Raw genomic sequence first — 25,639 nt, forward strand, 5'->3', positions numbered from 1 at the left:
GCGCGGAAATTAACCCTTTGGGATAACCGCTCGATTGTTTTCACCGCCTATGGGTCCTGCCTGCCGCAGCAAATGAAAATAAAAAAACGGCGCTGGCTGCGCCGTTAGACTTTGACATGCTTTTGCATCTGTTGAATAGCCGACTTCTCGAGCCGCGAAACCTGTGCCTGTGAAATTCCGATTTCGTCCGCGACTTCCATTTGGGTCTTCCCTTCGAAGAAACGCATCGACAGGATCATTTTTTCCCTATCATTGAGCTTGTGCATGGCTTCCCGAAGCGCGATTTCCTCGATCCAGGAGACGTCCTTGTTCTTGTCATCGCTTATTTGATCCATCACATAGATCGGGTCGCCCCCATCGTGATAAATCGGCTCGAACAAGGATACAGGGTCCTGAATGGCATCAAGCGCAAAAACGACGTCTTCCTTCGGTACGTTAAGAGCTTCGGAAATCTCAAAAATCGTCGGTTCCCGTGAATTCTTGTTCGTTAAGCTGTCTCGTACCTGCAGCGCCTTATAGGCGATATCCCGCAGGCTGCGCGAGACCCGGATTGGATTGTTATCCCGCAAATACCGGCGGATCTCACCGATAATCATTGGCACGGCATATGTCGAAAATTTAACGTTCTGACCAAGATCGAAATTGTCGATCGCCTTCATCAGTCCGATGCAGCCGACTTGGAACAAATCGTCGACGAACTCACCACGGTTATTAAACCGTTGAATGACACTGAGCACTAGCCTCAGGTTGCCATTGACCAATTTCTCTCTGGCTGCCCATTCATTCTTCGTCTGCAGTGCGGTAAACAGCTCGCGCATCTCGGCATTCGTCAGAACAGGCAGTTTCGCGGTATCCACTCCACAAATCTCGACTTTGTTTCGGGTCAACGTGATTACCTCCCAAGGAGAAACATTAATGTTCATTATCTCCTCGAAGCCCCATTTTATTCCCCATAAAAAAACGGCCCCGTTCCCTCGCGAATGAAGGTCGAAGCCGTGTGTTGACGGGCAAAAATCAGGTTCTTGTCCCCTTTCAAGGGGGTGGTCTTGACAAAATATTTTCAGTTGTTCTCAGGCTCGGAACAGCCCTCAAACCATTTTGTTGAACTCTTTGCGCAGCCGTTTGATGATTCTTTTCTCGAGTCTCGAGATATACGATTGCGATATCCCGAGCAGATCCGCAACATCCTTCTGCGTCTTCTCCTCGCCATCCGCAAGACCGAACCGGAGCTCCATAATAATCCGTTCCCGCTCTGTCAGCTTGTCGAGCGCCTTGTGCAGCAGCTTACGGTCGACCTGCTCCTCGATGTTGCGGTAGATTGTATCGTTCTCGGTCCCGAGCACGTCGGACAGAAGGAGCTCGTTACCGTCCCAGTCGATATTCAGCGGCTCATCGAACGACACTTCCGTGCGGGTCTTGCTGTTGCGCCGCAAGTACATCAAGATTTCATTCTCGATGCAGCGCGATGCATACGTCGCCAGCTTGATCTTCTTCTCGGGATCGAACGTATTCACGGCTTTGATCAAACCGATCGCGCCGATCGACACGAGATCCTCAATATGGATGCCCGTGTTCTCGAATTTGCGGGCAATGTACACGACCAGCCTCAGATTGCGCTCGATGAGCATCGCACGGATCGCAGAATCGCCGGAGGGCAGCTTTTCCAGCAAATATTCTTCTTCCTCCCGCGTCAGAGGAGGAGGCAGCGCTTCGCTTCCGCCGATATAATAAATTTCTTCGCTCTTTAACCCGAATAAAAACAAAACGCGATAATAATATAACTGCAGGATCAATTTCCATTTGACGAGCATGATGCTCCATCCCTCCTCGGAGAACTGTGAACGGCTTCATTCGTGACGATCCGATTTTGCAGCAGCGACGGATGGATAATTGCCTGATAGGCCCCATCTGCGACAAGCTTTCCGGCATCGAGGCCGATGAGCACTTTCGTTGATTCGAATGTTTCACCTTCCCGGTCGATCACAACAAGGTCCGGTTTAATCGCGAGCATGAACTGCGCGCCGCGGTTTATTCCCCGGTAAGGAACCAGTCGAAGCCGATCCTGCCATGCGAACGTGCCAGCGTCCATATGAGCGATCAGCTTGTCGACCTGCGCTTCCTTGATGCCCTTCAACCAAGAGGGAGGCAAATCTGCCTGCCAAAGCGAGGCTTCCATCACCATAACTGGCGTTCTCGTTAGCGGTTCATAGAGCTGGTTGCCCGTATCGATCAGACCCGTGCATCGCAGCATTCGGTCGCCGATCGTCACGCACACCTCCGCAAGATGGCTCTCCACGAGCGTTTTCTCCTTGCGGAAGACCATGACCGATCGATAAATATACAAGCCGATACAGACAGAGGACAACAGAAATACGGAACTTAGCTTAAGCTCGGTGTGAATATTCCCATTGACCATCCACATGGAATCCCAGAGTCGATTAGAGCCGTTCATCAGCAAGTACTGCAGGCCGAATACGGTTCCTCCTGCCGCGAAGTTGACGGCATAGAAAGCGCCGACATAACGAAGGAAGACCTGTATACTTCCAAAACCGAAAGCTGCCAGAAGCATCATGATGGAGAAAAGCAATTTAAGCGGGATAGAAAATAACAGGGATAACGATGGAAACACGAGCATAACGGCGTAGCCGGCGCCTAGCGAAGCGGACAGCAAAACCCGCCACCACGTGGCACGAACGCCGCGAACCCAAGCGGTGAGCAGCAAGGTGGAGCCATTGATGAGCACGTTAATCATGAATAATACATCGACATAGACCGCATCCAGGGCGTTCACCCTCCTGCTGCAAAGCCCCAATGTCACCGGATCGGCGCCTTGCGCCAAGGGGTCCGGCGGCTTGTGTCTAGTATATTTAAATCCTATTACAATGTCTGTCTAAACATGCCGTCAGCAGCGATCTTTTTTTGTCGAGGGTGTCGATTGGGGATTAATCGGCAAGGGCCGGCTTCTGCCGCGTGTTCGCGTAATCCGTATGCTATTGCTGGATATCGAAAAAGGCTGTCCAACCGGTCTCTATTCGACCTTATCGGACAGCCTCGCAATTTCTATTCTTCTAATTGAATGACCAGAACTGTATCGGCTTGATCCGGAAGGCGATATGTGAAATGGGCCACCCACTAACAGCAGGTTCGGACATGTCGTACGCCATTCGTACAATCCGATACGAAAAAAAGAACCAATTGCTCCCTTACGGAAGCGGTTGGTTCCTTGATCGTTATCGGGTTCTAGCGGTCGTTGTTGCGGCGGTTACGCAGGAATGCCGGGATGTCCAGCTGGTCGCTCGCTACAGAGCCGCTGAATGTCTTCGGCGTGGAGCCTGCTGCCGATTGGCGCGTCTCACTCGTCTCGCCTGCTGCCTGAGTTCCAGGATTACGGATAATGCTCGGCGCGCTGCGATGCTCGAAGCCCGTGGCAATAACCGTTACCTTGATCTCTTCCTTCAGGTTCTCGTCGATGCTGGCGCCGAAAATCATGTTCACTTCCGGATCGGAGGCGGAGATGACGATCTCGGCTGCTTCATTGACTTCGTAGAGCGACAGATTCGATCCGCCGGTAATATTCATAATGATCCCGCGGGCGCCATCGATGGATGTTTCCAGCAATGGACTTTGAATGGCTTTGCGTGCCGCTTCCGCAGCGCGGTTCTCGCCTGTTGCCGCGCCGATACCCATCAAGGCAGAGCCGCGCTCTGTCATGATCGTTTTCACATCGGCAAAGTCGAGGTTGATCAGTCCAGGAACGGCGATCAAATCGGAAATGCCCTGTACAGCCTGCTTCAACACGTTATCGGCTTCCCGGAACGCCTCCAGCATAGGGGTTTTCTTATCGACAATTTCGAGGAGACGATCGTTAGGGATCACGATCAGGGTATCTACTTTCTCTTTCAGTGCTTCGATGCCCAGCTCAGCTTGTCCGGAACGCTTGCGCCCTTCGAACGTGAACGGACGCGTGACAACGCCGACCGTCAGCGCCCCGCACTCGCGTGCAATTTCAGCGATGACCGGAGCTGCCCCGGTACCCGTACCGCCGCCCATGCCGGCCGTGACGAACACCATATCCGCGCCCTTGAGCGTATTCATCACGCTGTCGCGTGATTCCTCCGCCGCTTTCTTACCGACTTCCGGATTGGCGCCGGCACCCAGTCCGCGGGTAAGCTTGTCCCCAATTTGCAATTTCTGCTCGGCTTTCGCCATATGGAGCGCTTGCGCGTCCGTGTTTACGGTTATAAATTCGACGCCCTTGACGCCGTTCTCAATCATTCGATTGACAGCATTGCTACCGCCGCCACCGACGCCAATGACCTTAATTTGCGCCAGCTGCTCCATTTCAAAATCAAACTCCAACATTCTGTTGTTTCCCCCGATCAAATAAATTCACTAAACATATTTTTCAGACGTTCGAATAGTCCTGGCTTAGTCGACGCAGTTGATCCCGCTTTCTTGTTCGTACTTTTCTTCGGAGCGCTGGCGGTGCGGTTACGCATATACTTCGAAACGTATTGGATCATTCCTACGCCGCTTGTGAATGCCGGATCTCGAACGCCGATGTAATCGGGTACGGCAATGCGTACTGATGATTCCAATTCGGCTTGCGCAAGCGCAAGCGTGCCTGGCATCGTAACGGAGCCTCCGGTGAGCACATAGCCGTTCACCTTGTCCCCGTACCCAAGCCGGCGCACTTCTTGACGGATGAGGTGAAAGATCTCCTGCATCCTGGGCTCAATAATATTAGCCAAGTCGACCTGCGAAAACTCCTTCTCGACATTGCTGCCCATACGCATCACTTTGAACTTCTGGTCTTCTGCGGCATCGTCTATAAGTGCGCAGCCAAACTTTTGTTTGATTTTCTCCGCTTGCTCCGTCTGTGTGCGAAGCCCGTAAGAAATATCGCTTGTTACGTACTCCCCGCCGATCGGCAGCGTCGCAGTGGCCGTTATGCTGCCCTGATCGAAGATCGCAATCGTGCACGATCCTGCGCCAATATCGGCAAGAACGGTGCCCATCATTTTCTCATCCTTGGTTAAACACATTCGACCGGAAGCAAGGGACATCAAGATGATTCCCGAAATGCGGAGATTCGCCTTCTCGACGCAGCGTACTAAGTTATGTATCGCTGTCTTCGCTCCCGTAACGACTGTTGCTTCTACTTCCAGGCGGACGCCGATCATCCCGCTTGGATCTGAAATTCCTTCGAGACCATCCACTAAAAATTGCTTCGGCACCAGATTGATAATTTCTCTCTCTGGCGGAAGCGCGACTACCTTAGCGGCTTGCAGCACTCTATCAATATCGTCTTCGCCGATTTCCCGGTCTTCATTAGACACGGCCACGACGCCATGATTCGTTTGTAATCCGATATGATTGCCTTGAATGCCGACGTAAACGTCGCTTATTTGAATGCCAACCATGCGTTCCGCATGATCCACCGCATTGCGGATGGATTGCACGGTTTGGTCAATATCCACGATGGCTCCTTTACGAATACCTTCCGAGTCGGCAGATCCAACTCCAATAATATTAATGGCTCCGTTCTGCACTTCGCCAATAATAGCACGAACTTTGGATGTACCGATGTCCAAACTGACGATGATGTCGTTGCTGCTCAACCCGTGGCACCTCCGTTTCAACGATAATGGGAATAGTCACCAATGCCATTCGCCTTGCATGCATCTCTACTTATTCAACGCTTTTTATATTTTCCCTCTTTTTCTACAAAATTTTCGCTATATGAAAATGTTCTCAGCCCTATATTTATCCAGTTCCAGAGCTGTTCTCAACGGAGCTCAAATGAAAAAAGAGTTACAAAAGCTACATAAATAAAATTCTATCATTCTTTGGGGCTATTGAGTAGTCTCTTTTTACTCAGAATCCTCATTTTCCGCCTCTTCCGGAACGAACGGAACATATGTGTCAGCCAGAAGCATGGTAATGATTCCCGGCTCCTGCGTTTCAATAACGGCATCAAGTGATGAAATCTTATCCTGCAGCACGGAGATGGCCGTTACGACCTCGAATCGGGTCCTCGTATAGATCTTGATCCGGTCGGGATATGCCTTCGAAGGCGACGGGATGATTTCAGAGAAATCAGAGAGCGACTCCGCAGGCAATTCCGCTAGCTTCTTGCTGAGCTCCACCTTATGCGGATCATCGGCCTTCCAGCCCGAGAGGATCGGCTTGTCCACAACGATATCGGATCCTGCCCGGACAATCGCGCCATTGGAGAGCATTGCGGTCAATTCACCCTTCGGAGACAGCTCGAAGGCGACGGTCGAATATTCGCTGACCACGATACTGACGCTTCCTGGAAACTTCTTCACAACCTCGACCTTCTCGACCGGCTTGATGGCCTTCACCCGATCTTCCACCGTCTTAGCCGACGTACTGAAGAAAGCATCGCCTACTTGGATGCCCGCAGCCTTCTGGATTTCCTCCCTGCTTGTGTACCGCTGGCCTTCGACGACGATAGAGGAAATTTTGCTGATAGAGGAATTAAAAAACAGGACACATAATATAACGATAAAAAGCAGTAAAAGGACAGCAAGCAGTTTTTTGCCGCCCCGTCGTTTTCGGACAGGTTCCCGCAGAACAGGCACTTTGTCTTGCATGGCTTGTCTCCTCTTCGTGCAAACGCAAAACGGCAAGCCGTCCTGCCGGGCAACCATTAGTCGCATGATATGCGGCTGAACGATTGCAAGCTAACATCGCCGTTTGCGGATATGATCATTCAATCTATTCGAACAGCTAAGGAATAATAATGGAATCATTAGGTACCGGAGAGTGCCGCTTTATTCGCGCTCCCAGGCGACCCAGCATCGATTCAATCCGGGCGTACCCGCGATCGATATGATGGACCTGCTCGACCACCGTCTTTCCGTGTGCGGCCAGGCCGGCAATGACGAGTGCAGCTCCCGCACGAAGATCGGTTGCTTCCACTGTCGCCCCGTACAAGCGGGGCACGCCGCGTACGATAGCCGCATTCAGATCGACCCGAATATCTGCACCCATACGGGATAATTCGTCGACATGCTTGAAGCGCCCTTCAAAAATCGTTTCCTTCATAATACTTACCCCGTCTGCGAGCGCTAGCAACACCATCACCTGCGATTGCAAATCAGTGGGGAAGGCCGGATAAGGCGATGTAACGATCCGGTCAATCGCTTTCGGCCGAATAGCGCTTCCTACCTTAATTATATCACCGTCAACCGTAATTTGAACACCTGCGCGTCTGAGGACATGAATGAGTGAGGTAAGATGGGCCGGGTTCGTATTCTGCAGCGTCACTTGGCCGCGCGTTGCCGCAGCGGCTACCATGACGGTGCCGGTCACAATGCGGTCTGGAATGACTTGGTACCGGCAGGGCGTCAGCCTCTCGACCCCTTCAATCGTAATCGTATCCGTGCCGGCGCCGATGATCTTCGCACCCATGGTATTAAGAAAACGCTGTAAATCTTGGATCTCAGGCTCGCGTGCGGCATTGCTGATGGTCGTAAAGCCTTCTGCCAGAACAGCGGCCATCATAATGTTCTCCGTCGCGCCAACGCTCGGGAAGTCCAAGTGAACTTCCGCTCCTCTAAGCCGTTTGGAATAACAGATGATGCGGCTTCCCTCTTCTTCGATTTGCGCGCCGAGCGCAATCAACCCTTGTAAGTGTAGATCGATTTTCCGCTCACCGATCGCACAGCCTCCCGGCTGATAAATCGTTACCTCACCGAATCTAGCCAGAAGCGGTCCCATAAGAAAGATAGATGAGCGCATTTGACGCATGAGCGCTTCCGGGACGTGCGACGAATTGGCGCCGGATGTATCCAGCATGACGGTTTCGCCTGTATGCTCCGCTCTGCAGCCGAGATCGCGTAGGATGTTTAGCATCACATCGATATCGAGCAGCCTTGGCACATGATCGATCGTCACTTTTCCATCCACCAGCAAGCTGGCGGCCAAAATCGGCAAAGCGGCATTTTTCGCTCCTTGGATAACAATGGTTCCTGAGAGAGGTTTCCCGCCTTCAATCACCAATTTGTCCAATGTATCACCTCCGAATTACCGCTCACCCACCACCAATACCTCTGGCACCAGATCAATTCCGAATCGGTCTTTCACGGTGCTTTTAATAGTTGCCATGAGGGTGAGGACGTCATCAGCTGTTGCCTGCCCGGTATTAACAATGAAATTGGCATGCTGCGTTGAAACCACGGCGCCTCCGGATCGAAGTCCTTTCAGGCCTGCTTCTTGTATGAGCCGCGCGGCAAAGTCATTCGGCGGATTGCGGAATGTACTGCCTGCGGTTGCCAGACTCAGCGGCTGGGTGCGCAGCCGCCGGGCTTTAAGTACGGCCATCGAAGCCGCGATTTCTTCCCGGTCACTTTCCTGGAGCTGGAACGTCGCACTAACGATGATTCCAGGCTGCTCGTGAAGCACCGAATGTCGGTAAGAGAATTTCATATCCTCTGGACCGTAGTGAACCAATTCCCCTGTTTCCAGTACAATCTCGGCTGATTTGAAAATACGAGACACATCCGACCCGTGGGCGCCGGCGTTCATATAGACGGCTCCTCCGACTGCTCCTGGAATCCCCCCTGCAAATTCCAGACCGGTCAGTCCTTCCTTGCCCGCCATAACAGACAGCTTGATGAAGGAATATGCGGCGCCTGCATGAACGAGCGTACCGTCGAACTGCACATAATCGAATTGTTTGCCCGGTTTGATAACGACTCCCCGAATCCCTTTGTCGCTAATGAGCATATTGGAGCCGCGGCCGATATTGGTCCATGGAACCCCATGTTTGCGCAGCAATCGGATGAGCGTGACGAGATGTTCCTTGCTGCCCGGAATAACGAGGACATCGGCCGGACCGCCAATTTTCCATGTCGTATATTCTGCGAGTGACTTCTGCAGGAAAACATCGCCGACTTCCGTCTGCTTCAATTCCGCTATAAACTGTTCCATCTGTCGTACCTCCTTATGCTACAGCGATTGTCAAGACCTTGGCCTCGTTGTCTTAACCGGGCAGCCCACCTGAATCCGTGCTTGCGGGCCCGCCGGGTGACGGTCACGATTATAGGGTATACTATGCCCTCTACCACAGGTGTGTGACAATCGCCTATATGATGATCTATCTGTTGTTGACAAGCTTGAGCAGCTCTGCGGCAATCAGCGATGAGGATTGCGGAATGCCCAGCGATAATGAAGCCTTCCCCATCTGTGAGAGCCGGCTCGAATCGTTCATGATCGCTTGGATCCGCTCGAACAGCATCTCCCCGTTCAGGTCCCGCTCCACGATCATTTCCGCTGCCCCGGCATCCGCTATGCTTCGCGCATTCGCCTCTTGATGGTTATTCGTCACATTGGGTGACGGTATGAGGATCGAAGGGATCCCCAGGGCCGTTACTTCCGCAAGTGAAGAAGCGCCTGAGCGGCTGACGACGAGCGTCGTCGCCGCCAGCACCTCCGGCATATTATGCAAATACGGCAGGATATGGATATAGTTGGATAATTTCGGTATAACCTTCTTCATCCGTTCCATCGTCTGCTCGTAGTAGCTTTCTCCCGTTACAAATACAAAATGGACGTTAGGCAGCCGCTGTAGCAGAGGCCCCATGTCCACCATTGCGTCATTCATAGCCTTCGCACCGCGGCTTCCGCCAACCATGAGCACGATGCGGCTTCCTTGCGGAAGACCAAGCGAGGCATAGCCTTTCTCTCTATTTGCGCGCACGACATTCGACGCGCAAGGATTGCCGGTGTGGACAATCCGCTTTGCTTTATTGAAGGAAGGAATCGATTCCTTGAAGCTGACTGCCACGCAATCTACATAACGGGCAAGAAATTTATTCGTCAATCCGGGATCCGCATTCTGCTCATGAATGATCGTTGGGATGCCAAGCTTCGCTGCGGCATATACGACCGGACCACACACATATCCGCCAGTCCCGACCACGACGTCCGGCTTGAAGCTGCGAAGCAGCTCCTTGGAGCGCCGGACGCCTCTTAGAAAACGCATGACCGTCTTGAAGTTCTCAACCGACAGCTTTCTTCTAAACCCGGTAATTTCAACCGATTCGAATTTGATTCCTTGCTCGGGCACGATGCGGCTCTCCATTCCCTTCGGCGTACCAATATAGAGGATGGACGTGCCTGGCTCCTCCTCCGCCGCCTGTTTGCCGATTGCTAATGCCGGATAAATGTGGCCGCCGGTTCCGCCGCCGGTCAATACAATTCGCATGAAAAGGTCACCTCGAATAACGGGATATATTAAGCAAAATTCCGAGCGATGTTAAGAGCAGCGTGAGCGATGATCCCCCATAGCTGACTAGCGGCAGGGTGATGCCCGTTACCGGCATCATGCCGATCACGACTCCAATATTAATGAATACCTGCACCGCCACAATGCCGACGATGCCAACAGCCAATAAACTGCCGAACGTATCGGGTGCCGCGATGGCCGTGCGCATTCCGCGCCAGACGAGAATCGCGAACAATATAATAATCGCCGCGCCGCCGATAAACCCGAGCTCCTCAGCCACGATGGAGAAGATGAAGTCGGTTTGCGGCTCGGGAAGATAATTGAATTTCTGACGGCTCATGCCAAGGCCGAGGCCGACGAGGCCCCCTGGGCCGATGGCATACAGCGATTGAATGGCCTGATAGCCTGCGCCGAGCGGGTCGGCCCACGGATCGAGAAAGGCGGTTATGCGCTGCAGCCGGTATGGAGCTGCGAGAATTAAACCGACTAATCCGGCAACGCCTATTAACGCCAATGAACCAAGATGCGCAAGACGCGCCCCGGCGGTGTAGATCACGAGCATCGATGCACCGACCATAACGGCACCGCTGCCCAGATCAGGCTGCAGCATTATCATGCCGAAGGCAACCCCGAGGATGCCTAGCGGCGGCAGCAGGCCCTTCATAAACAATGTCACCGTCTGCTGTTTCTCGGAGAGCATCTTCGCCAGAAAGACGACCATCGCCAGCTTCATGAATTCGGATGGCTGAATACCGAATGAGCTGATGCCCAGCCAGCTTCGCGCGCCGCCGCGAACGACCCCGATTCCGGGAACGAGTACCATGACAAGCAGGCAGAAGCATACGATTAGCCCAAGCTTCGACCATTTCTTCCACATCCAATAATCGGCGTTCATCGTGACGAACATGGCGCCGATTCCAAGCGCGGCAAACAGCAGCTGCCTTTTGACATAATAAAACTTATCGCCGAACTCATGGAACGCGAGCACCGCGCTCGCGCTGTAGACCATCACGAGTCCGATGGCAAGAATAAGAAAAATCGAGACAATCATCCAGACATCCGGAGCGGACCTGGCTTTAACCATAGCGCAAACACCTCTGCATCGGTAAGTAGGGACGAGCCCCCTACTTACAACGTATGCGCCGATTGTTTAAAAATGCGCCCCCGCTGCTCGTAAGACTTAAACATGTCCCAGCTCGCGCAGGCCGGAGACAACAGAACGGTATCTCCCGGCTCCGCAATGGAGGCTGCTTCGCGCACCGCTAGGCGCAGCGTCGCTTCGGCGTCCTCCTCAGGTTCGACGATTTTCACTGCCGTTAAACCTGCCAGCCTTGCCACGCCTGCAAGCTTCTCCCGGGTCTCGCCAATGGTCACGACCGCCTTTACTTGATCGCGCATATGCGGCACCAGTTCCATGAAGTCCAAGCCCCGGTCGCGACCGCCTGCGATGAGCACGATGCGGCCAGGGAACGACCGTAGTGCAATAACCGTCGCGATTGTATTGGTCGCCTTGGAATTGTTGTAATATTTAACCCCTCTCCGTTCACAGACGAATTCAAGGCGGTGCTCGACGCCGTTGAATTCACGGAGCGGCTGCAGCAGCGACTGCAGGTCGGCCCCTGCAGCGATGCAAGCCGCTATTGCAGCAAGCGCATTAGCCGCATTATGGCGTCCGGGAATGCCGAGCTCGTTCACAGGCATCAGCGTCTGCATCACACCATCCTGCTTCACCCATACGATCTGCCGGTCTACAGCGCCGTCCGGCTCCGTTAGATCGGGCGGGAACGGTGGTGAGACGAAGATGCCCTGCGAAAGCTCCTGCGTCGTGGAGAACGGCAGGATCGAAGCGCGAATTCCCCCTTTGTCCATCAATTGACGGCAAACCGGGTCGTCGGCGTTCAACACGGCGGTATCGGCCTCCGTTTGATTCGCGAATATCTTTGCTTTGGATGCGATATAATCGTCGAGGCTGCCATGATAGTCCAGATGCGTCTCGGCTAGATTCAGCAGCAGTGCAACACGCGGACGGAACGCTTGCGTGCCTTTGAGCTGAAACGAGCTGAGCTCGGCGACGATCCAATTGCCAGGCTCTGCGGTCTGTGCCGCTTCGCAGAGAGGCGTACCGATATTGCCTGCGACAATCGGCCTCATCTGCGCGGTATCGAGCATTTCGCCGATCCATGTCGTCGTTGTCGTCTTGCCATTCGAACCGGTTATGCCTATAATCGGCGCGGGCGACAGCCAATAGGCGACCTCCACTTCGGTCACCACATCGAGTCCAAGCTCCATCGCCCGTTGTACAGGCGCTGCCGTATACGGGATTCCCGGATTCTTGACGACCAATGCCGTTTCCTCTGTAATGAGTGAATCCGGATGTCCCCCGCATATGACAGAAACACCCAAAGCGTCCAGCTCGTCCGCTTCGGGGCATAGATGACGTTCCTGTTGATCGTTAACGGTCACCAGCGCGCCGAGCTTATGAAACAGCTTGGCAACGCTAACCCCGCTTCTGGCAAGACCGAGTACAACGACACGCCGGTCCTTATAAGATTTCGGGTCATTCATGGTGATTAAGTCCCCCTCGGTCTATCCATTTTCTACACTTGCAGGATACATTAGTAAATCTGCGCCCTACCATCGCAAAGGTAGACGCCTGTCATCCTTATCGTCCCAACAGCAGACCGATCGCGGCGAACAGTATACCTACCGCCCAGAATGTGATGACGACGCGCCATTCATTCCATCCGGAGAGCTCGAAGTGATGATGGATCGGACTCATCTTGAAAATACGCTTGCCTCTTAGTTTAAAGGAGCCTACCTGCAAAATAACCGATAACATCTCGATGACGAATACGCCCCCGATGATGACGAGTAAAAATTCAGTCTTCGTCAGGATCGCCACGGCCGCCATACCGCCGCCGATGCCCAGCGATCCGGTATCGCCCATGAAGACCTTCGCCGGGTGGGCATTGAATACAAGGAATCCTAGCAGTGCCCCGATCATCGCGGCGGAGAATATAGCCGATTCATGCTCGCTTGCATGCATGGCCAGCAGCGTGAATGCGCCGAAAGCGACAGCGCCCGTACCTGCCAGCAAGCCGTCAACGCCGTCCGTGAAGTTAACCGCGTTCGTTGTGCCGAACAGCATGATGACAACTAAAGGATAATAAAACCAGCCGAACTCCAGATCAATGGACGTACCCGGGATGTTGACCATCGTGCTGTGGTTCATCTGATAGAGAAGGAAGCATATAATAACCGCGAACAGAAATTGGCCGATCAGCTTCTGCTTGGCTGTCAGACCGAGCGACCGCTTAAATACGATTTTGATGTAATCATCCAAAAATCCGATAAGTCCAAACCCGAGCGACGCGATGAGCAGCACCCAAAATTCGGCCGTTTTATCCGAAAATTTAAGAAAGGCAAGTAGTGTCGCCAGCATTATGATGATGCCGCCCATTGTCGGCGTGCCCTTCTTCTTCAGATGGCTTTGCGGTCCGTCCGACCGGATTTGCTGGCCGAACTTCAGCCGTCTTAAGAGCGGAATGAACAACGGTCCGAGTAAAACCGCAAGCAGAAAGGAAGCGCCTATTGAGAGCAATATGACCTTGATGTCCATTTTCTCACCCCACTATACGCGCTGCAGCGCTTGGATGATCTCTTCCATGCGCATGCCACGCGAACCTTTCACAAGGACGAGATCCTCCGGTGCGAGCCTTGCCTGCAGCCATTCGATCAACGCGTTCTTATCTTCAAATGCGATAACCGGCTGGTCGCCGGCTTCACCAATTCCGAAATTTTTGGCAGCAGCTTCAGCCGTATGACGGGACAAGGCTCCATATGTGAGTACGGCATCCGCTTTATCCGGCAGTACATATTCCCCGATGCCGGCATGCAGCTCGGCCTCCTGAGGGCCAAGCTCCAGCATGTCGCCGAGAACCAGCCACTTGCGCCGGTAGCCCGATAAATGGGCGACCAGATCGACCGCTGCGCGAACCGCAGTTGGATTGGCGTTATACGCATCGCTTAGCAGCAGCGCTCCATTGGCTGCGCGTAACGGCTCAATGCGCATACCGGTCAGAGTCAATCCGCTGAGCCCTTCCTGAATGCGCACTTGCGGAACGCCGAGCAGCATTGCTGCGGCAATTGCCGCAAGGGCATTAGCTACATTATGCTGTCCGAGAACCGGAATGCGAAGCCCCTTTATCGATCTGCCCGGGTCCTGCTTCGAAACCATATCGAATCGTGAAGCGTCTGCACCTAGTTCCACGTTCTGCGCTGACCAGTCATTATCTGATCCGATACCGAATGTTTGCGTGGCGATTGACTCCGGCAAGCCTAATGCCTGTACGCCGCTTCGCAGCAGGGGTTCATCCCCGTTATACAGCAGGATGCCGCCAGGCGTAAGGCCGCTTGCAATTTCCAGCTTCGCCTTCGCGATTCCCTCGCGCGATCCCAGTTGAAGCAGATGCGCATCCCCAATATTCGTAATAATTGCGATATCCGGTTTTGCGATCCGGGTTAGAAGCTCAATCTCGCCGAAGTCGCTCATGCCCATTTCGATAACGGCGGCTTCGACGGTTTCATCCAGCTGCAGTACCGTCAGCGGCAGGCCGATGTGGTTGTTTAGGTTACCTTCCGTTTTGTGCACGCGAAAAACGCCGGCCAATACCGACGCCGCCATATCCTTGGTTGTCGTCTTCCCGTTGCTGCCGGTTACGCCTATGACCCGTACCTTTAATTCCTGTCTATAGGAAGATGCCAGCCGTTGAAGGGCAGTAAGTGTATCCTCAACGAAGATGAGCGAGGCTTCAGCCAGCTCTTTCGGAACTTCCCGGTCGGATTGCCACAGAGCGGCTCCCGCTCCAGAAGCAAATGCGCCTTGAACAAAATCATGTCCATCATAATGCTCTCCGACAAGCGGAATGAACAGCTGACCCTGCTGAACGCGGCGTGAATCCGTCGTCACGCCTACCAGTTCCGTCCCGGGGAGACTTGCCTTTGAATTCGTTCCGCCGCTCATGACGGCCATATCGCCTAACGTTCGTTTTATCACTTTTCCAGACTCCTTATCGCTTCTTTGGCCACTTCACGGTCATCGAAATCATGTGTAACACGGCCAATGATCTGATACGTTTCGTGTCCCTTACCCGCAATTAATACTACATCTTCATGGCTGGCCATTTCAACCGCTTTTTGAATCGCCAAGCGGCGGTCGGGCTGCAGCTCATACCTTTCCTGCGGCACGCCGTCGCTTTGCAGCCCGGCTTCAATGTCGGCCAGAATACGAATCGGATCCTCTGTACGAGGATTATCGGACGTGACGATGACGTAGTCCGAGTAAGCCGCGGCGATGCTGCCCATGATCGGCCGTTTCGTCTTATCGCGGTCGCCGCCGCAGCCGAAGACGGTAATAATCCGGCCATCGGCGATTTCTTTGACGGCTTTCAACACATTGTCCAAACCGTCGGGCGTATGTGCGTAGTCGACAATAACCGCGAATTGCTGTCCGGCATGCACGGCCTCAACCCGTCCCGGTACGCCTGGAACGGCCTCGAGGCTCAGCTTGATCCGCTCCAGCGGAATCTGCTCCACAAGCGCGGCGGTTATGGCGGCTAACGCATTATAGACGTTAAAGGTTCCGGCCATTCGCAATGTAATATCCGTTTCTCCCCGAAACGTCTTTACATGGAATGAGGTCCCGTGAGCGGTAACCTTGATGTTCGATGCACGTACGTCGGCTTCTTGCTTCACTCCGTAGGTCAGCACTTCGGCAGCCGTTAAGCGCGCGAAAGTCTCTGAAGCCGGATCATCTGCATTCAACACCGCGTACGACCGTTCTTCCTGCGTGGCCCCGAAATCATTACCGAGTCTCCCGAACAGAAGTCCCTTGGCAGCGGCGTATCGCTCCATCGTACCGTGATAATCAAGATGATCCTGCGTCAAGTTGGTAAATACGGCCGTCCGGTAGCGGCATCCCTTCACACGGCCCTGCTCCAGCGCATGCGAGGATACCTCCATCGCGCAGTAATCCGTTCCCTCTGCGACCATAGCCGCGAGGTAACGCTGCAGCTCAAGCGCTTCCGGCGTCGTCCCGGACATCGGGTAGGTCTTTCCGCCATAGCGCATTTCAACCGTGCCGATCACCGCTGGCCGATGCTCGGCATCAGCCAGTATCCGTTCGATCAAATAGGTCGTCGTCGTCTTGCCATTCGTTCCCGTAATTCCAATGAGCTTAAGTAAGCGGCTCGGATGTCCGAAATATTCGTCCGCTAAGACAGCCATGGCGAAACGGCTGTCCTTCACAATCAGTTGCGGAATATCGATGGCAAGCCTCCGCTCGACAACGAGCGCTTTGGCTCCGCGTTTCTGCGCTTCCCCGGCATAATCATGCCCATCCATATTATGGCCAACTAAACAGATGAACAAGTCGCCCTCCGTCACCTTCCGGGAATCCGTCTGAAGACCTGTTATCTCTGCATGGCCATCACCTGCGACTACCGCCGTTTCCAGCAGCGCCGCCAATTGATTCAGTCGCATGTGCCTATTCCTCCTACCGGGACCGCTCAAGCCTGCTGCTCAAAGCGTAACCCTATATCTGCTTGATGATATTCTCCATTATGGTCAATGATGATGGCTTTCATCATCTTCTTTGGCTAAATAAATGCGAATCGTCGATCCGCGTTCTACGCGCGTACCTGCAGCCGGCGCTTGACGAATGACCGTATTGCCGCTTCCGGCCGAGGTTAGGTTGAAGTTCATGTTCATATCTTCATAGATATCGGATACCGTTTTGCCAACGAGATTCGGTACCACAACGATCCGCGGCGCCGCATCTCCATATTTATACTCCCGTTCGATCTGCTTCGCACGCGGCGTAATTCCCATATATGGCAGCGCATCTGCCAAAATCGCTTGAACGATCGGCGCTGCGACGACACCGCCGAATTGAATGCCCTGCGGATTGTCTACAGCGACATACACGACGATCTTGGGATCGTCGGCCGGCGCGAATCCAACAAAAGAAACGATGTGCTCGCTTGGCGAATATCTGCCGTTAATGACCTTCTGCGCAGTCCCCGTCTTGCCTCCTACACGATAACCGTCGATAAAGGCGTTCTTGCCTGTGCCTTTGGCCACGACACTCTCGAGCGCCTCGCGAACCTGCTGGCTCGTCTTCTCCGACACCACCTGCCTAACCGCCTCCGGCTCAACCGTCTCCACGGTTTCCCCGTTCTCAGGATTGACCCATGACTTGGCAACATGCGGTTTATAGAGGACGCCGCCGTTGATTGCGGCCGATACGGCTGTAATTTGTTGAATCGGCGTCACAGAAACACCCTGGCCGAAAGCTGTAGTCGCCAGTTCCACCGGTCCTACCTGCTTTAGCTTGAACAGGATGCCATTCTCCTCGCCGCCCAGATCAATACCTGTTTTCGTGCCAAAGCCGAAGTCGCGAATATACCCGAACAGCTTTTCTTTTCCGAGGCGGTTGCCGAGTGCGACGAATCCGGGGTTGCATGAATTTTGCACAACCTCCAGGAATGTCTGGCTGCCATGTCCGCCCTTCTTCCAGCAGCGCAGCCGGGCACCGCCGATCTCAACTGCGCCAGGATCGAAGAAGTGCTCGTTCTTGAGGTTCACCTTGTTCTCTTCGAGCGCCGCGGCTAATGTAATGATCTTGAAGGTCGACCCGGGCTCGTAGGTCATCCATATAGGGAGGTTGCGGTTATAGACCTCGGGCTCCGCGTCCCTGAATTTATCCGGCTCGAAAGCCGGGCGGCTGGCCATGCCTAATATTTCACCGTTGGTTGGATCCATGGCGATCGCCATAATATTGTCCGCTTGGAACTTCACCATCGCCTGGTCAAGCTCCCGCTCCATGATCGACTGGATTTGTTTGTCGATCGTCAGCACCATGTTCAGCCCGTCCTTGGGCTTCAAATACGTATCGGACGAACCGGGCATCACTCTGCCCTTGGCATCGGATAAAAAAGAGACGTTCCCGTTTATGCCTTCCAGGAATGAATTGTATTTGGCTTCGACGCCTGTTAAACCGCCGTCCAGGCCAACGATTCCAAGCACATGCGATGCAAAATCCCCAAAGGGATAATAGCGTTTATTATCCTCGGCTACGACAACGCCGGCCAGATTCAAGTCTCTGACCTGCTGTGCCTTCTCTGTTGTTATTTTGCGGCCGCCGGGCTGGACATTGACGATCATCTGTTTCTTCGTAACGAATCCGTACAGCTTCTCTTCCGTCATCCCCAGCACGTTGGCCAGCTGCGCAGCCGTTCCTTTGGCATCCTTGATCTGCGCGGGAATCACCATAACGGTAGGTGAACTTATATTATACGCAAGCCGGACGCCGTTTCGGTCCCATATCTCGCCCCGTTTGGCTGAGAATGGAATTTCCCTGCGCCACGAATCCTCTGCTTTCGCGGCAAGCTCCTCACCTGTCAGCAGCTGGACATAACCGAGACGAACGGCAAGCAGCGAAAAAGCCAAGATAGACACGATCAGCGCGATAAAAAGTCTACGCCGGACGGTTACATTCGATACTTTCACTTGTCTTTCCCCCTCCACAAGGCGCTTGAACGAAGGAACATGTCCTTCATTCTATCTAATCCAAGCCTATTCGGAATAAAAAGGGGTTAGAACAAGCCTTCACTTGCTCCGGTGTACGAGCTGCCGCTATGCCGGGATGGATGCCGGCTCTGTAAAACCATAAACCGGCGTTACAGGCCGTTCCTTCGGCGCCTCATCCAGCTGTAACGCCGGTTTCCGGCTCTACAGCTGCTCCGTATGACGCCGGACTTGCGGTGCCGGCTCTGTAAGACCATAAAGTGGCGTTACAGGCCGTTCCTTCGGCGCATCATCCTGTTGTAACGCCGGTTTCCGGCGCTACAGCTGCTCTGTATGGACGCCGGTCTTGCGGTGACGGCTCTGTAAGACCATAAAGCGGCGTTACAGGCCGCAACTTCGGCGCCTCGACCTGCTGTAACGCCAGTTTCCGGCGTTACAGCTGCTCCTTATGACGCCGGACATGCGAAGTCGGCTCTGTAAGACCATAAACCGGCGTTACAGGCCGCACCCTCGGCGCATCATCCTGCTGTAACGCCAGTTTCCGGCGCTACAGCAGCTCCGTATGACGCCGATCTTACGAATCCAGCTCTGTAAGACCACAAACCGGCGTTACAGGCCGTTCCTTCGGTGCCTCATCCAGCTGTAACGCCGATTTCCGGCGCTACAGCTGCTCCGTATGACGCCGGTCTTGCGATGACAGCTCTGTAAGACCAAAAAGCGGCGTTACAGGCCGTTCCTTCGGTGCCTCATCCAGCTGTAACGCCGGTTTCCGGCGCTACAGCTGCTCAGCCCGAACCGCTGACGAGCGTATCCGGATCACCACTACGGCACCGGAACTCAAGCTGCTTCCTCTTACAGCAGCAGAGGAGCCATATCGACATAAATCCATTTCAGACATTACTCACGAGGACAAGGTCGAATCACTCACTTTTACCCTCTTCCGCTTTATTACCGGCATCGGAACCATCTCCACTTTCGGCGTTTGTATCCGGTCCCGGAGGCGTCAGCACCAGCTTCAGCACCCGCTCACCATTTTGCATCGCAGCGACTTGAGCCGTTACGAAGCCCTGTCCCTCTGTTACGCAGCGAATGTTCAGCAGCGTACAAATTTCAAGCGCGTCCCTCAGCGGCAGGCCTCTCATGTTCGGGATCGGCAGCTTGTCGCGATCCTCCGTGATGAGATACACCTTCTGATTCAAGCTCGTCTCCGTGCCCAGCTTCGGAATTTGCTGCTTGACCGCCGTACCGGAGCCCACGATCTCCGCAACGAGTGAACGCGATTTCAGCTCCGCCTTCGCTTGACTCAGGCCAAGACCGGACAGGTCGGGAACGGTAACTGTCATTTCCTTCTGCTTGGTCGTCGACTTCGATCCTGAATTGGCAGGCAGCACGGGCATGACATTCATCTTCCGCAAGCTCTGCTCCACGATCTTCTTGAATACCGGCGCCGCAACCGAGCCGCCGCCAGCATATCTGTCATTCGGTTCGTCCACGACAACGTAAACGATGATTTTGGGATTGCCAACCGGGGCGAACCCGATGAAGGACACGACGTATTTCTCGTCGGAATACCCTTTCCCGTCGGTAACCTTCTGTGCGGTACCGGTTTTGCCTGCTACCCGGTAGCCCGGGATGTACGCGTTCTTACCCGTACCGATCTTCTGATCGGAGACGACCTGCTCCAAATATTCGCTTACCTGCTTGGATGTCTCCTCAGAGATAACTTGACGGACCATCTTCGGCTGAACGACCTCTGTCTTATTCGTGACAGGGTCCTCGATCTCTTTGATAATATGCGGCTGCATGAGTTTACCGCCATTCGCAACCGCGGCTACAGCCGTAATTTGCTGGATTGGCGTGACCGAGACCGGCCCCTGCCCGAAGGATGCGGTAGCAACCTCTACTGCCCGGTTGGGGTTAATGTTCATAACCCCGTTAATTTCGCCTGGCAGCTCTATGCCGGTCTTCTGGCCGAACCCGAAATCTTTAATATACTGGATCAGCTTATCCGCCTTCAAGCGCTCGTACCCCATCTTAACAAAAGCAACGTTACTGGAACGCTTCAGCCCCTCCAGAAAACTAATCGAGCCCCAGCCCTCGCGCTTAACATCGCGCAACCAACTTTTTCCAACTTTTATTTTTCCCGACATGTATTCTTCATTGGGGTTAAACACGCCTTCTTCCACAGCGCCTGCCAACGTAACAATCTTAAACGTAGACCCCGGTTCGTAGCTCGACTTGGTGATATGGTTGTAGAAGTTGATCTGTGGAGCCTTCCCGAATTCGTTCGGGTTGAATGTCGGCATATTCGCCATCCCGAGAATTTCCATCGTCTGCGGATCTGCCGCTATGGCGGTAATGCTCTTCGGCTGATACTTATCGTACGCTTCTTGTATCGCTTCTTCAACATAATGCTGAATGTCAGCGTCAATCGTCAGCTTTACGTTCTTTCCATCGCGAGATGGCTTGAACTCCACCTTCTCATTCTCAAGTATGATGCCGTTGCCGTCGCGCTTGTACTGAATCTTGCCCTCTACGCCTTTGAGCTCGTTGTCGTAATAGGCTTCGAGACCTGTAATGGCCTTGCCGTCCTTATCTACATAGCCGATTAAATGCGCGGCCAGCTTATTCTTGGGATAATAGCGCTTTTGCTGGTCGATCAAATAGATGCCCACGTCAGTTTTCTTGGTTTGCTCCTTCAGCTCTTCCCGAAAGTTGATGATCCGGTCCCTGACCGACTTATCTATCTTCCAGCCTTCTTTCCTAACCTCCCGCTGCGTGAAGAAGGTTCCGTCATCCTTCTTCGCCGTTACGATTTCGCGAAGCTCCGATTCCGATTTTCCTAGGATCGTATGGAGTTTACTCACCACGAAATTTTCGATACCCAGCTCATGAATAACCTTCGGGTTCACAGCCACGGTATAGGCGGCCGTATCCATGGCAAGCACATTGCCCTCCCGGTCGCTTATCGTGCCGCGTACCGGTACGAGCGTCTCCGATTTGGACCACACGACACGCGCCTTCTCTGTCCAGTAATCAGCCTTGACGACCTGCACCCAGTAGATTTTGCCCACCAAAACAACAAAAAAGAGGGTGATAAGCCCTCCGACCAGCAACGTCCGTAATTTGATTCTCTTTGTCATCGCGGTCACCTTATTCCTTAGGAGCCGTATCGGTCGGTTGTTCTTTTTTGTCGACCATAACATCCTGCTTGGATGCCGACATGTTCATGCTCTTCGCAATTTTATTGATACGATCCGGGTCGCCCAAGATTTGAACCTGCTTCTGCAGCTCTTTCATCTCGACAGACATCTCGTTATACTCGTTGGTTAGATTCCGGATTTCGAGATTCATCTTGTACACCTCCGCATAGCGGAAGATGATGACCCCTGCAATCAGTACGCCGACGATGATCGTGAATAACCAGAGCAGTTTCTCCTGTACCGGAAGCGACTTCCGTTTAACGACGACCGTTCTTTTCTCCCGGTAGACTTGCTCCTCCGGTTTGCGTTTCGGTTGCAGCGCCAAATTGCCGTTTTGATATGCCAAATGTTTTCCCTCCCATGATTCGTTTATATAGGATAAAATTTGTTGTAATTGTCGAATGCTGCCTAGTTGTAGTTACACGGCTATAGCTTCTCTGCAACTCTTAATTTCGCCGATCTCGATCTCGGATTCAGCGCCAGTTCCTCTTCGCCGGGAACAATCGGCTTGCGGTTGACCAGCTTCAGCACACCTTTTGATCCGCATACACACATTGGAAAATCCGGCGGGCAGGTGCATCTTTCAACAAATTTCGCAAAAAATTGCTTGCAAATCCGGTCTTCCAAGGAATGAAAGGTGATCACGGATGCCCGGCCGCCTGGCTTCAACACTCGTACCGTCTGTTCAAGCGCCGCTTCCTCCGCACCCAGTTCATCGTTAACGGCGATCCGCAGCGCTTGAAAGGATCGTTTCGCCGGATGGGGTCCTGTCCGCCTTGCGGCAGCAGGAATGCCGGACTTGATGAGCTCTACGAGCTCTCCGGTCGTCTCGATCGGCTGTTCTTCCCTGGCTGCAATAATCTTACGGGCAATGTTCCTGGCGAAACGTTCCTCCCCGTAGTCCGCCAGAATGCGAGAGATCTCCCGCTCCTCCCACGTATTAATGATGTCATGTGCCGTTAACATGCCATGCTGATCCATCCGCATATCAAGCGGCGCATCGTGATTATAACTGAAGCCTCGTTCCGCCTCGTCCAGTTGAGGACTTGAAACGCCTAAATCAAACAACACACCGTCTACCTGCGTAACGCCGATCTCGCCCAGCATCCGCTCCAGATGGCGGAAATTGTTCTTAACGAGCGTTACCCGGTCCAGATATGGAGCCAGACGGACGCGCGCGTTATCATGCGCCCATTCATCCTGATCGAACGCGATCAGCCGTCCCTCGAGGCCAAGCCTTGACGCGATGAGCTCGCTGTGGCCGGCACCGCCTAACGTACAATCGACATAAATGCCATCCGGTCGGATGGCCAGCCCATCGACCGCTTCTTCCTTGAGCACCGTAACATGTTGAAACAAGCTGTAACCCTCCCGGCTCTATGGTCGACTGGCACGACCGGTAAACCGGTGGCCTGCGATCTAGAAATTAAAATCGAAATCAACCAATTTCTCGGCGATCTCGTTGAATGTTTCTTCGGATTGATTGAAGTACCCTTCCCATGTCTGTTTGCTCCATATTTCCACTCTGCTCGAAACCCCGAGCACGACACAATCTTTGTCCAGTTTGGCATAATCACACAAGGTGTTAGGCAAGTTTACCCTTCCCTGTTTGTCTAACTCGCATTCCGTTGCCCCCGAGAAGAAAAACCTCGAGAACGCACGGGCATCCGATTTCATGAGCGGCAATGACTTCAGCTTTTGTTCCAGAACGCTCCACTCGCTCATAGGGTAAACAAACAAACAGTTGTCGAGGCCCCGGGTAACGATAAACTTATCGCCCAGGCTGTCGCGGAATTTAGCTGGGATAATGATACGGCCTTTATCGTCGATGCTGTGTTGATATTCACCCATGAACATACGGCCGCTCCACCCCTTCCCTCTAAACCTCCACTTACCCCCACTTTTCACCACTAGTGTTGTTCAATTCGCCACCGAGAATGAAATTCCTGCATCATTGCAATGAATTTATAAATATTTCACGGGATTAATCTTGTAATACTTTTGAAACCTTTTCCTCATCCCATTCGTGTAAGCTAGGATTAACAGATACATACAGCAAGCTGCCTGCGCCTGTTCGGCTGGTGCCGGCAGCCAGATTATCGGATAAAGGAGAAAGCTATGAACGCCGTCGCCTCACATAAATTCGAGCTATTGCGTGCTGTCGAACAGCTCTGTTACCAGGTTGCTCACTACTTGCTCGGCAATGAACGCGATGCCGCGGCTGCCAGTGAGGACGCGCTGCTCGAGCTGTATCAAATGCCATCGTTTGTATCCGGCTCGGAGGAAGACCGCCGAAGACTAGCCAAGGCAGCCGCCATGCGATTCGCCATGCAGCGGGCAAGCTGCCAAATCGGCACGACAAAAAGAGCCGCATCCGGAAGCCTATCCTAAAGGCTTCAGACGCAGCTCTTGCGCTCACTCCTTCACCGTGCTCGCCCACGATTACATACACGCATAACCTTTTCAATGATCGGCTACAGTTCTTCCTCTTGATTGACCGACTCGGGTGCTTTATTCGCTAGCTGCCCGTTTTCCTTATTCTCTGCTTGCACCTGAATGCTTCTTCTCACAGGACGGCCCTTATGTCTTTGCCGGTAGGCAATGTATACCGGGATACCAAGCAGCGCAAGAACAATCAGGATCGGTAGCGCACCGGCAAGCAGAACTAACAGTCCTTGTGCAAATTCATACAGAAACGTCGTGCTTCCAGATAATGCATTCGTCAATCTCTCCTGAAAGAACGGCTTCTCTTTCGTTGCCGGAGCGACTGCTTCAATACGCTCATACATGCGCAGCTCTATAGTGGAGAAAGCCACATTCTGTTCCAGATAACGCATTCTCCCTTTAATCCGCTCGATTTCCATTTGAACCTCGCCCAGCTCTGTCGAAAACTTCAGCAGATCGTCGGCGCGGGTTGCTTTATCCATAAAGGCCAATAGTCTGGCTTCCACCACTTGACGCGCTTTCAGACGCGATTCCAGATCGACGTACTCCTCAGTTACATCCGTTCCCTGCATATTCGTCTCGTAGAAAAGATGCTTGATCTTCTCAATTTCACCCAAGAAAGACATGAAGCCCCCGGCCGGAACTTTAATTGTGTAGGTTCCGCCGAGCTCTGCTGTCGACTTCTGATCTGAGAACTGCAGAATGTATCCGCCCGAAAGATGAATAGCGTTTCTTAGCAGCGTCTGAGCTTTCGCGTACTCTTCCACCTCCATGGAAACATTCGCCCGGTAGATAACCTTGCGGCTGAAACCATCCGCTTCAGCACCGCTCTCCGCTACGGCCCCGCTGCCATACCCAGTGCCTGCTTGAAGTGCCTCGCTCGCCTGTGTAGTTTCGTTCTCGGCCGGACGTTCACCGGCTGCAGCCTTATCTTCCGCGGTTGCTTTGGAATAAGACGATATTTCTGTTGTAGCGGAACCTGCGTTGCTCTTCATGGCACTGTCGCTCGCGCTATTATTCGAGCTTCCCGAGCAGCCTGCTGCCGCTGCAAGAATCAACACACTGAAGAATAGCGTGTACAATCGGATCCAACCCTGTTTTTGTCTATATGCCCCCTTGATCACCCGCATAGCCCCCTTGTTTGTTT

At 53.3% G+C, this 25,639-nt stretch carries 21 protein-coding genes; 1 reads left to right on the plus strand and 20 read right to left on the minus strand.

Annotated features, from left to right (window positions below; genetic code table 11):
* Positions 1-104: 104 nt before the first annotated feature.
* The 19 genes from sigG to mraZ all read right to left on the minus strand — a co-directional run bounded on the left by sigG (position 105) and on the right by mraZ (position 23,904).
* Complete coding sequence (gene sigG, locus NNL21_RS06000; RefSeq protein WP_204816492.1) at positions 105-887, minus strand: RNA polymerase sporulation sigma factor SigG; 783 nt, start codon at positions 885-887, stop codon at positions 105-107.
* Between the two features lie 201 nt (positions 888-1,088).
* On the minus strand, positions 1,089-1,811 hold the full coding sequence (sigE, locus tag NNL21_RS06005; RefSeq protein ID WP_090638315.1) for an RNA polymerase sporulation sigma factor SigE: 723 nt from the start codon (positions 1,809-1,811) through the stop codon (positions 1,089-1,091).
* Entirely contained in the window at positions 1,790-2,791 is a 1,002-nt protein-coding gene (gene spoIIGA / locus NNL21_RS06010) for a sigma-E processing peptidase SpoIIGA (RefSeq protein WP_204816493.1), read from the minus strand. The genes sigE and spoIIGA overlap by 22 nt, the downstream gene beginning before the upstream one ends.
* A gap of 449 nt (positions 2,792-3,240) precedes the next feature.
* Positions 3,241-4,362 (minus strand): cell division protein FtsZ, encoded by a 1,122-nt coding sequence (ftsZ, locus tag NNL21_RS06015; protein ID WP_204816494.1) that lies wholly within the window; start codon positions 4,360-4,362, stop codon positions 3,241-3,243.
* A gap of 17 nt (positions 4,363-4,379) precedes the next feature.
* On the minus strand, positions 4,380-5,621 hold the full coding sequence (gene ftsA, locus NNL21_RS06020; protein WP_204816495.1) for a cell division protein FtsA: 1,242 nt from the start codon (positions 5,619-5,621) through the stop codon (positions 4,380-4,382).
* A gap of 252 nt (positions 5,622-5,873) precedes the next feature.
* Positions 5,874-6,620 carry a cell division protein FtsQ/DivIB gene (locus tag NNL21_RS06025; protein WP_204816496.1) on the minus strand — a complete coding sequence of 249 codons (747 nt, stop codon included), beginning with the start codon at positions 6,618-6,620 and terminating at the stop codon, positions 5,874-5,876.
* A gap of 136 nt (positions 6,621-6,756) precedes the next feature.
* Complete coding sequence (gene murA / locus NNL21_RS06030; protein WP_204816497.1) at positions 6,757-8,040, minus strand: UDP-N-acetylglucosamine 1-carboxyvinyltransferase; 1,284 nt, start codon at positions 8,038-8,040, stop codon at positions 6,757-6,759.
* A gap of 15 nt (positions 8,041-8,055) precedes the next feature.
* Positions 8,056-8,961, minus strand: coding sequence for a UDP-N-acetylmuramate dehydrogenase (gene murB, locus NNL21_RS06035; protein ID WP_204816498.1), 906 nt, complete (start codon positions 8,959-8,961; stop codon positions 8,056-8,058).
* Positions 8,962-9,127: 166 nt separating this feature from the next.
* Positions 9,128-10,237, minus strand: coding sequence for an undecaprenyldiphospho-muramoylpentapeptide beta-N-acetylglucosaminyltransferase (gene murG / locus NNL21_RS06040; protein ID WP_204816499.1), 1,110 nt, complete (start codon positions 10,235-10,237; stop codon positions 9,128-9,130).
* Positions 10,238-10,244: 7 nt separating this feature from the next.
* Positions 10,245-11,342: a stage V sporulation protein E gene (gene spoVE, locus NNL21_RS06045; RefSeq protein WP_204816500.1), complete on the minus strand. Its 1,098-nt coding sequence runs from the start codon at positions 11,340-11,342 to the stop codon at positions 10,245-10,247.
* Between the two features lie 44 nt (positions 11,343-11,386).
* Entirely contained in the window at positions 11,387-12,823 is a 1,437-nt protein-coding gene (gene murD, locus NNL21_RS06050; protein WP_204816501.1) for a UDP-N-acetylmuramoyl-L-alanine--D-glutamate ligase, read from the minus strand.
* A 97-nt stretch (positions 12,824-12,920) separates the two neighbouring features.
* Positions 12,921-13,877, minus strand: a complete 957-nt coding sequence (mraY, locus tag NNL21_RS06055; RefSeq protein ID WP_204816502.1) for a phospho-N-acetylmuramoyl-pentapeptide-transferase — start codon at positions 13,875-13,877, stop codon at positions 12,921-12,923.
* 12 nt (positions 13,878-13,889) lie between these two features.
* On the minus strand, positions 13,890-15,314 hold the full coding sequence (locus tag NNL21_RS06060; RefSeq protein WP_204816503.1) for a UDP-N-acetylmuramoyl-tripeptide--D-alanyl-D-alanine ligase: 1,425 nt from the start codon (positions 15,312-15,314) through the stop codon (positions 13,890-13,892).
* Positions 15,311-16,798: a UDP-N-acetylmuramoyl-L-alanyl-D-glutamate--2,6-diaminopimelate ligase gene (locus tag NNL21_RS06065; protein ID WP_204816504.1), complete on the minus strand. Its 1,488-nt coding sequence runs from the start codon at positions 16,796-16,798 to the stop codon at positions 15,311-15,313. The genes NNL21_RS06060 and NNL21_RS06065 overlap by 4 nt, the downstream gene beginning before the upstream one ends.
* An 84-nt stretch (positions 16,799-16,882) precedes the next feature.
* Entirely contained in the window at positions 16,883-18,826 is a 1,944-nt protein-coding gene (locus NNL21_RS06070; RefSeq protein ID WP_204816505.1) for a stage V sporulation protein D, read from the minus strand.
* Positions 18,827-19,764: 938 nt separating this feature from the next.
* Positions 19,765-21,987 carry a penicillin-binding transpeptidase domain-containing protein gene (locus NNL21_RS06075; protein ID WP_204816506.1) on the minus strand — a complete coding sequence of 741 codons (2,223 nt, stop codon included), beginning with the start codon at positions 21,985-21,987 and terminating at the stop codon, positions 19,765-19,767.
* A gap of 10 nt (positions 21,988-21,997) precedes the next feature.
* On the minus strand, positions 21,998-22,393 hold the full coding sequence (locus NNL21_RS06080; protein WP_204816507.1) for a septum formation initiator family protein: 396 nt from the start codon (positions 22,391-22,393) through the stop codon (positions 21,998-22,000).
* 80 nt (positions 22,394-22,473) lie between these two features.
* Positions 22,474-23,406, minus strand: coding sequence for a 16S rRNA (cytosine(1402)-N(4))-methyltransferase RsmH (gene rsmH / locus NNL21_RS06085; protein ID WP_204816508.1), 933 nt, complete (start codon positions 23,404-23,406; stop codon positions 22,474-22,476).
* A gap of 60 nt (positions 23,407-23,466) precedes the next feature.
* On the minus strand, positions 23,467-23,904 hold the full coding sequence (mraZ, locus tag NNL21_RS06090; RefSeq protein WP_204816509.1) for a division/cell wall cluster transcriptional repressor MraZ: 438 nt from the start codon (positions 23,902-23,904) through the stop codon (positions 23,467-23,469).
* A gap of 261 nt (positions 23,905-24,165) precedes the next feature.
* Between mraZ and NNL21_RS06095 the strand changes: the two genes are divergently transcribed.
* Positions 24,166-24,438 carry a hypothetical protein gene (locus tag NNL21_RS06095; protein WP_204816510.1) on the plus strand — a complete coding sequence of 91 codons (273 nt, stop codon included), beginning with the start codon at positions 24,166-24,168 and terminating at the stop codon, positions 24,436-24,438.
* An 83-nt stretch (positions 24,439-24,521) separates the two neighbouring features.
* On the opposite strand, the gene NNL21_RS06100 is transcribed toward NNL21_RS06095, so the two are convergent.
* Positions 24,522-25,616, minus strand: a complete 1,095-nt coding sequence (locus NNL21_RS06100) for a DUF4349 domain-containing protein (protein WP_204816511.1) — start codon at positions 25,614-25,616, stop codon at positions 24,522-24,524.
* Between the last annotated feature and the right edge of the window lie 23 nt (positions 25,617-25,639).

It is taken from the genome of Paenibacillus mendelii (genome assembly GCF_024498075.1).
Taxonomy (GTDB): domain Bacteria; phylum Bacillota; class Bacilli; order Paenibacillales; family Paenibacillaceae; genus Paenibacillus_Z; species Paenibacillus_Z mendelii.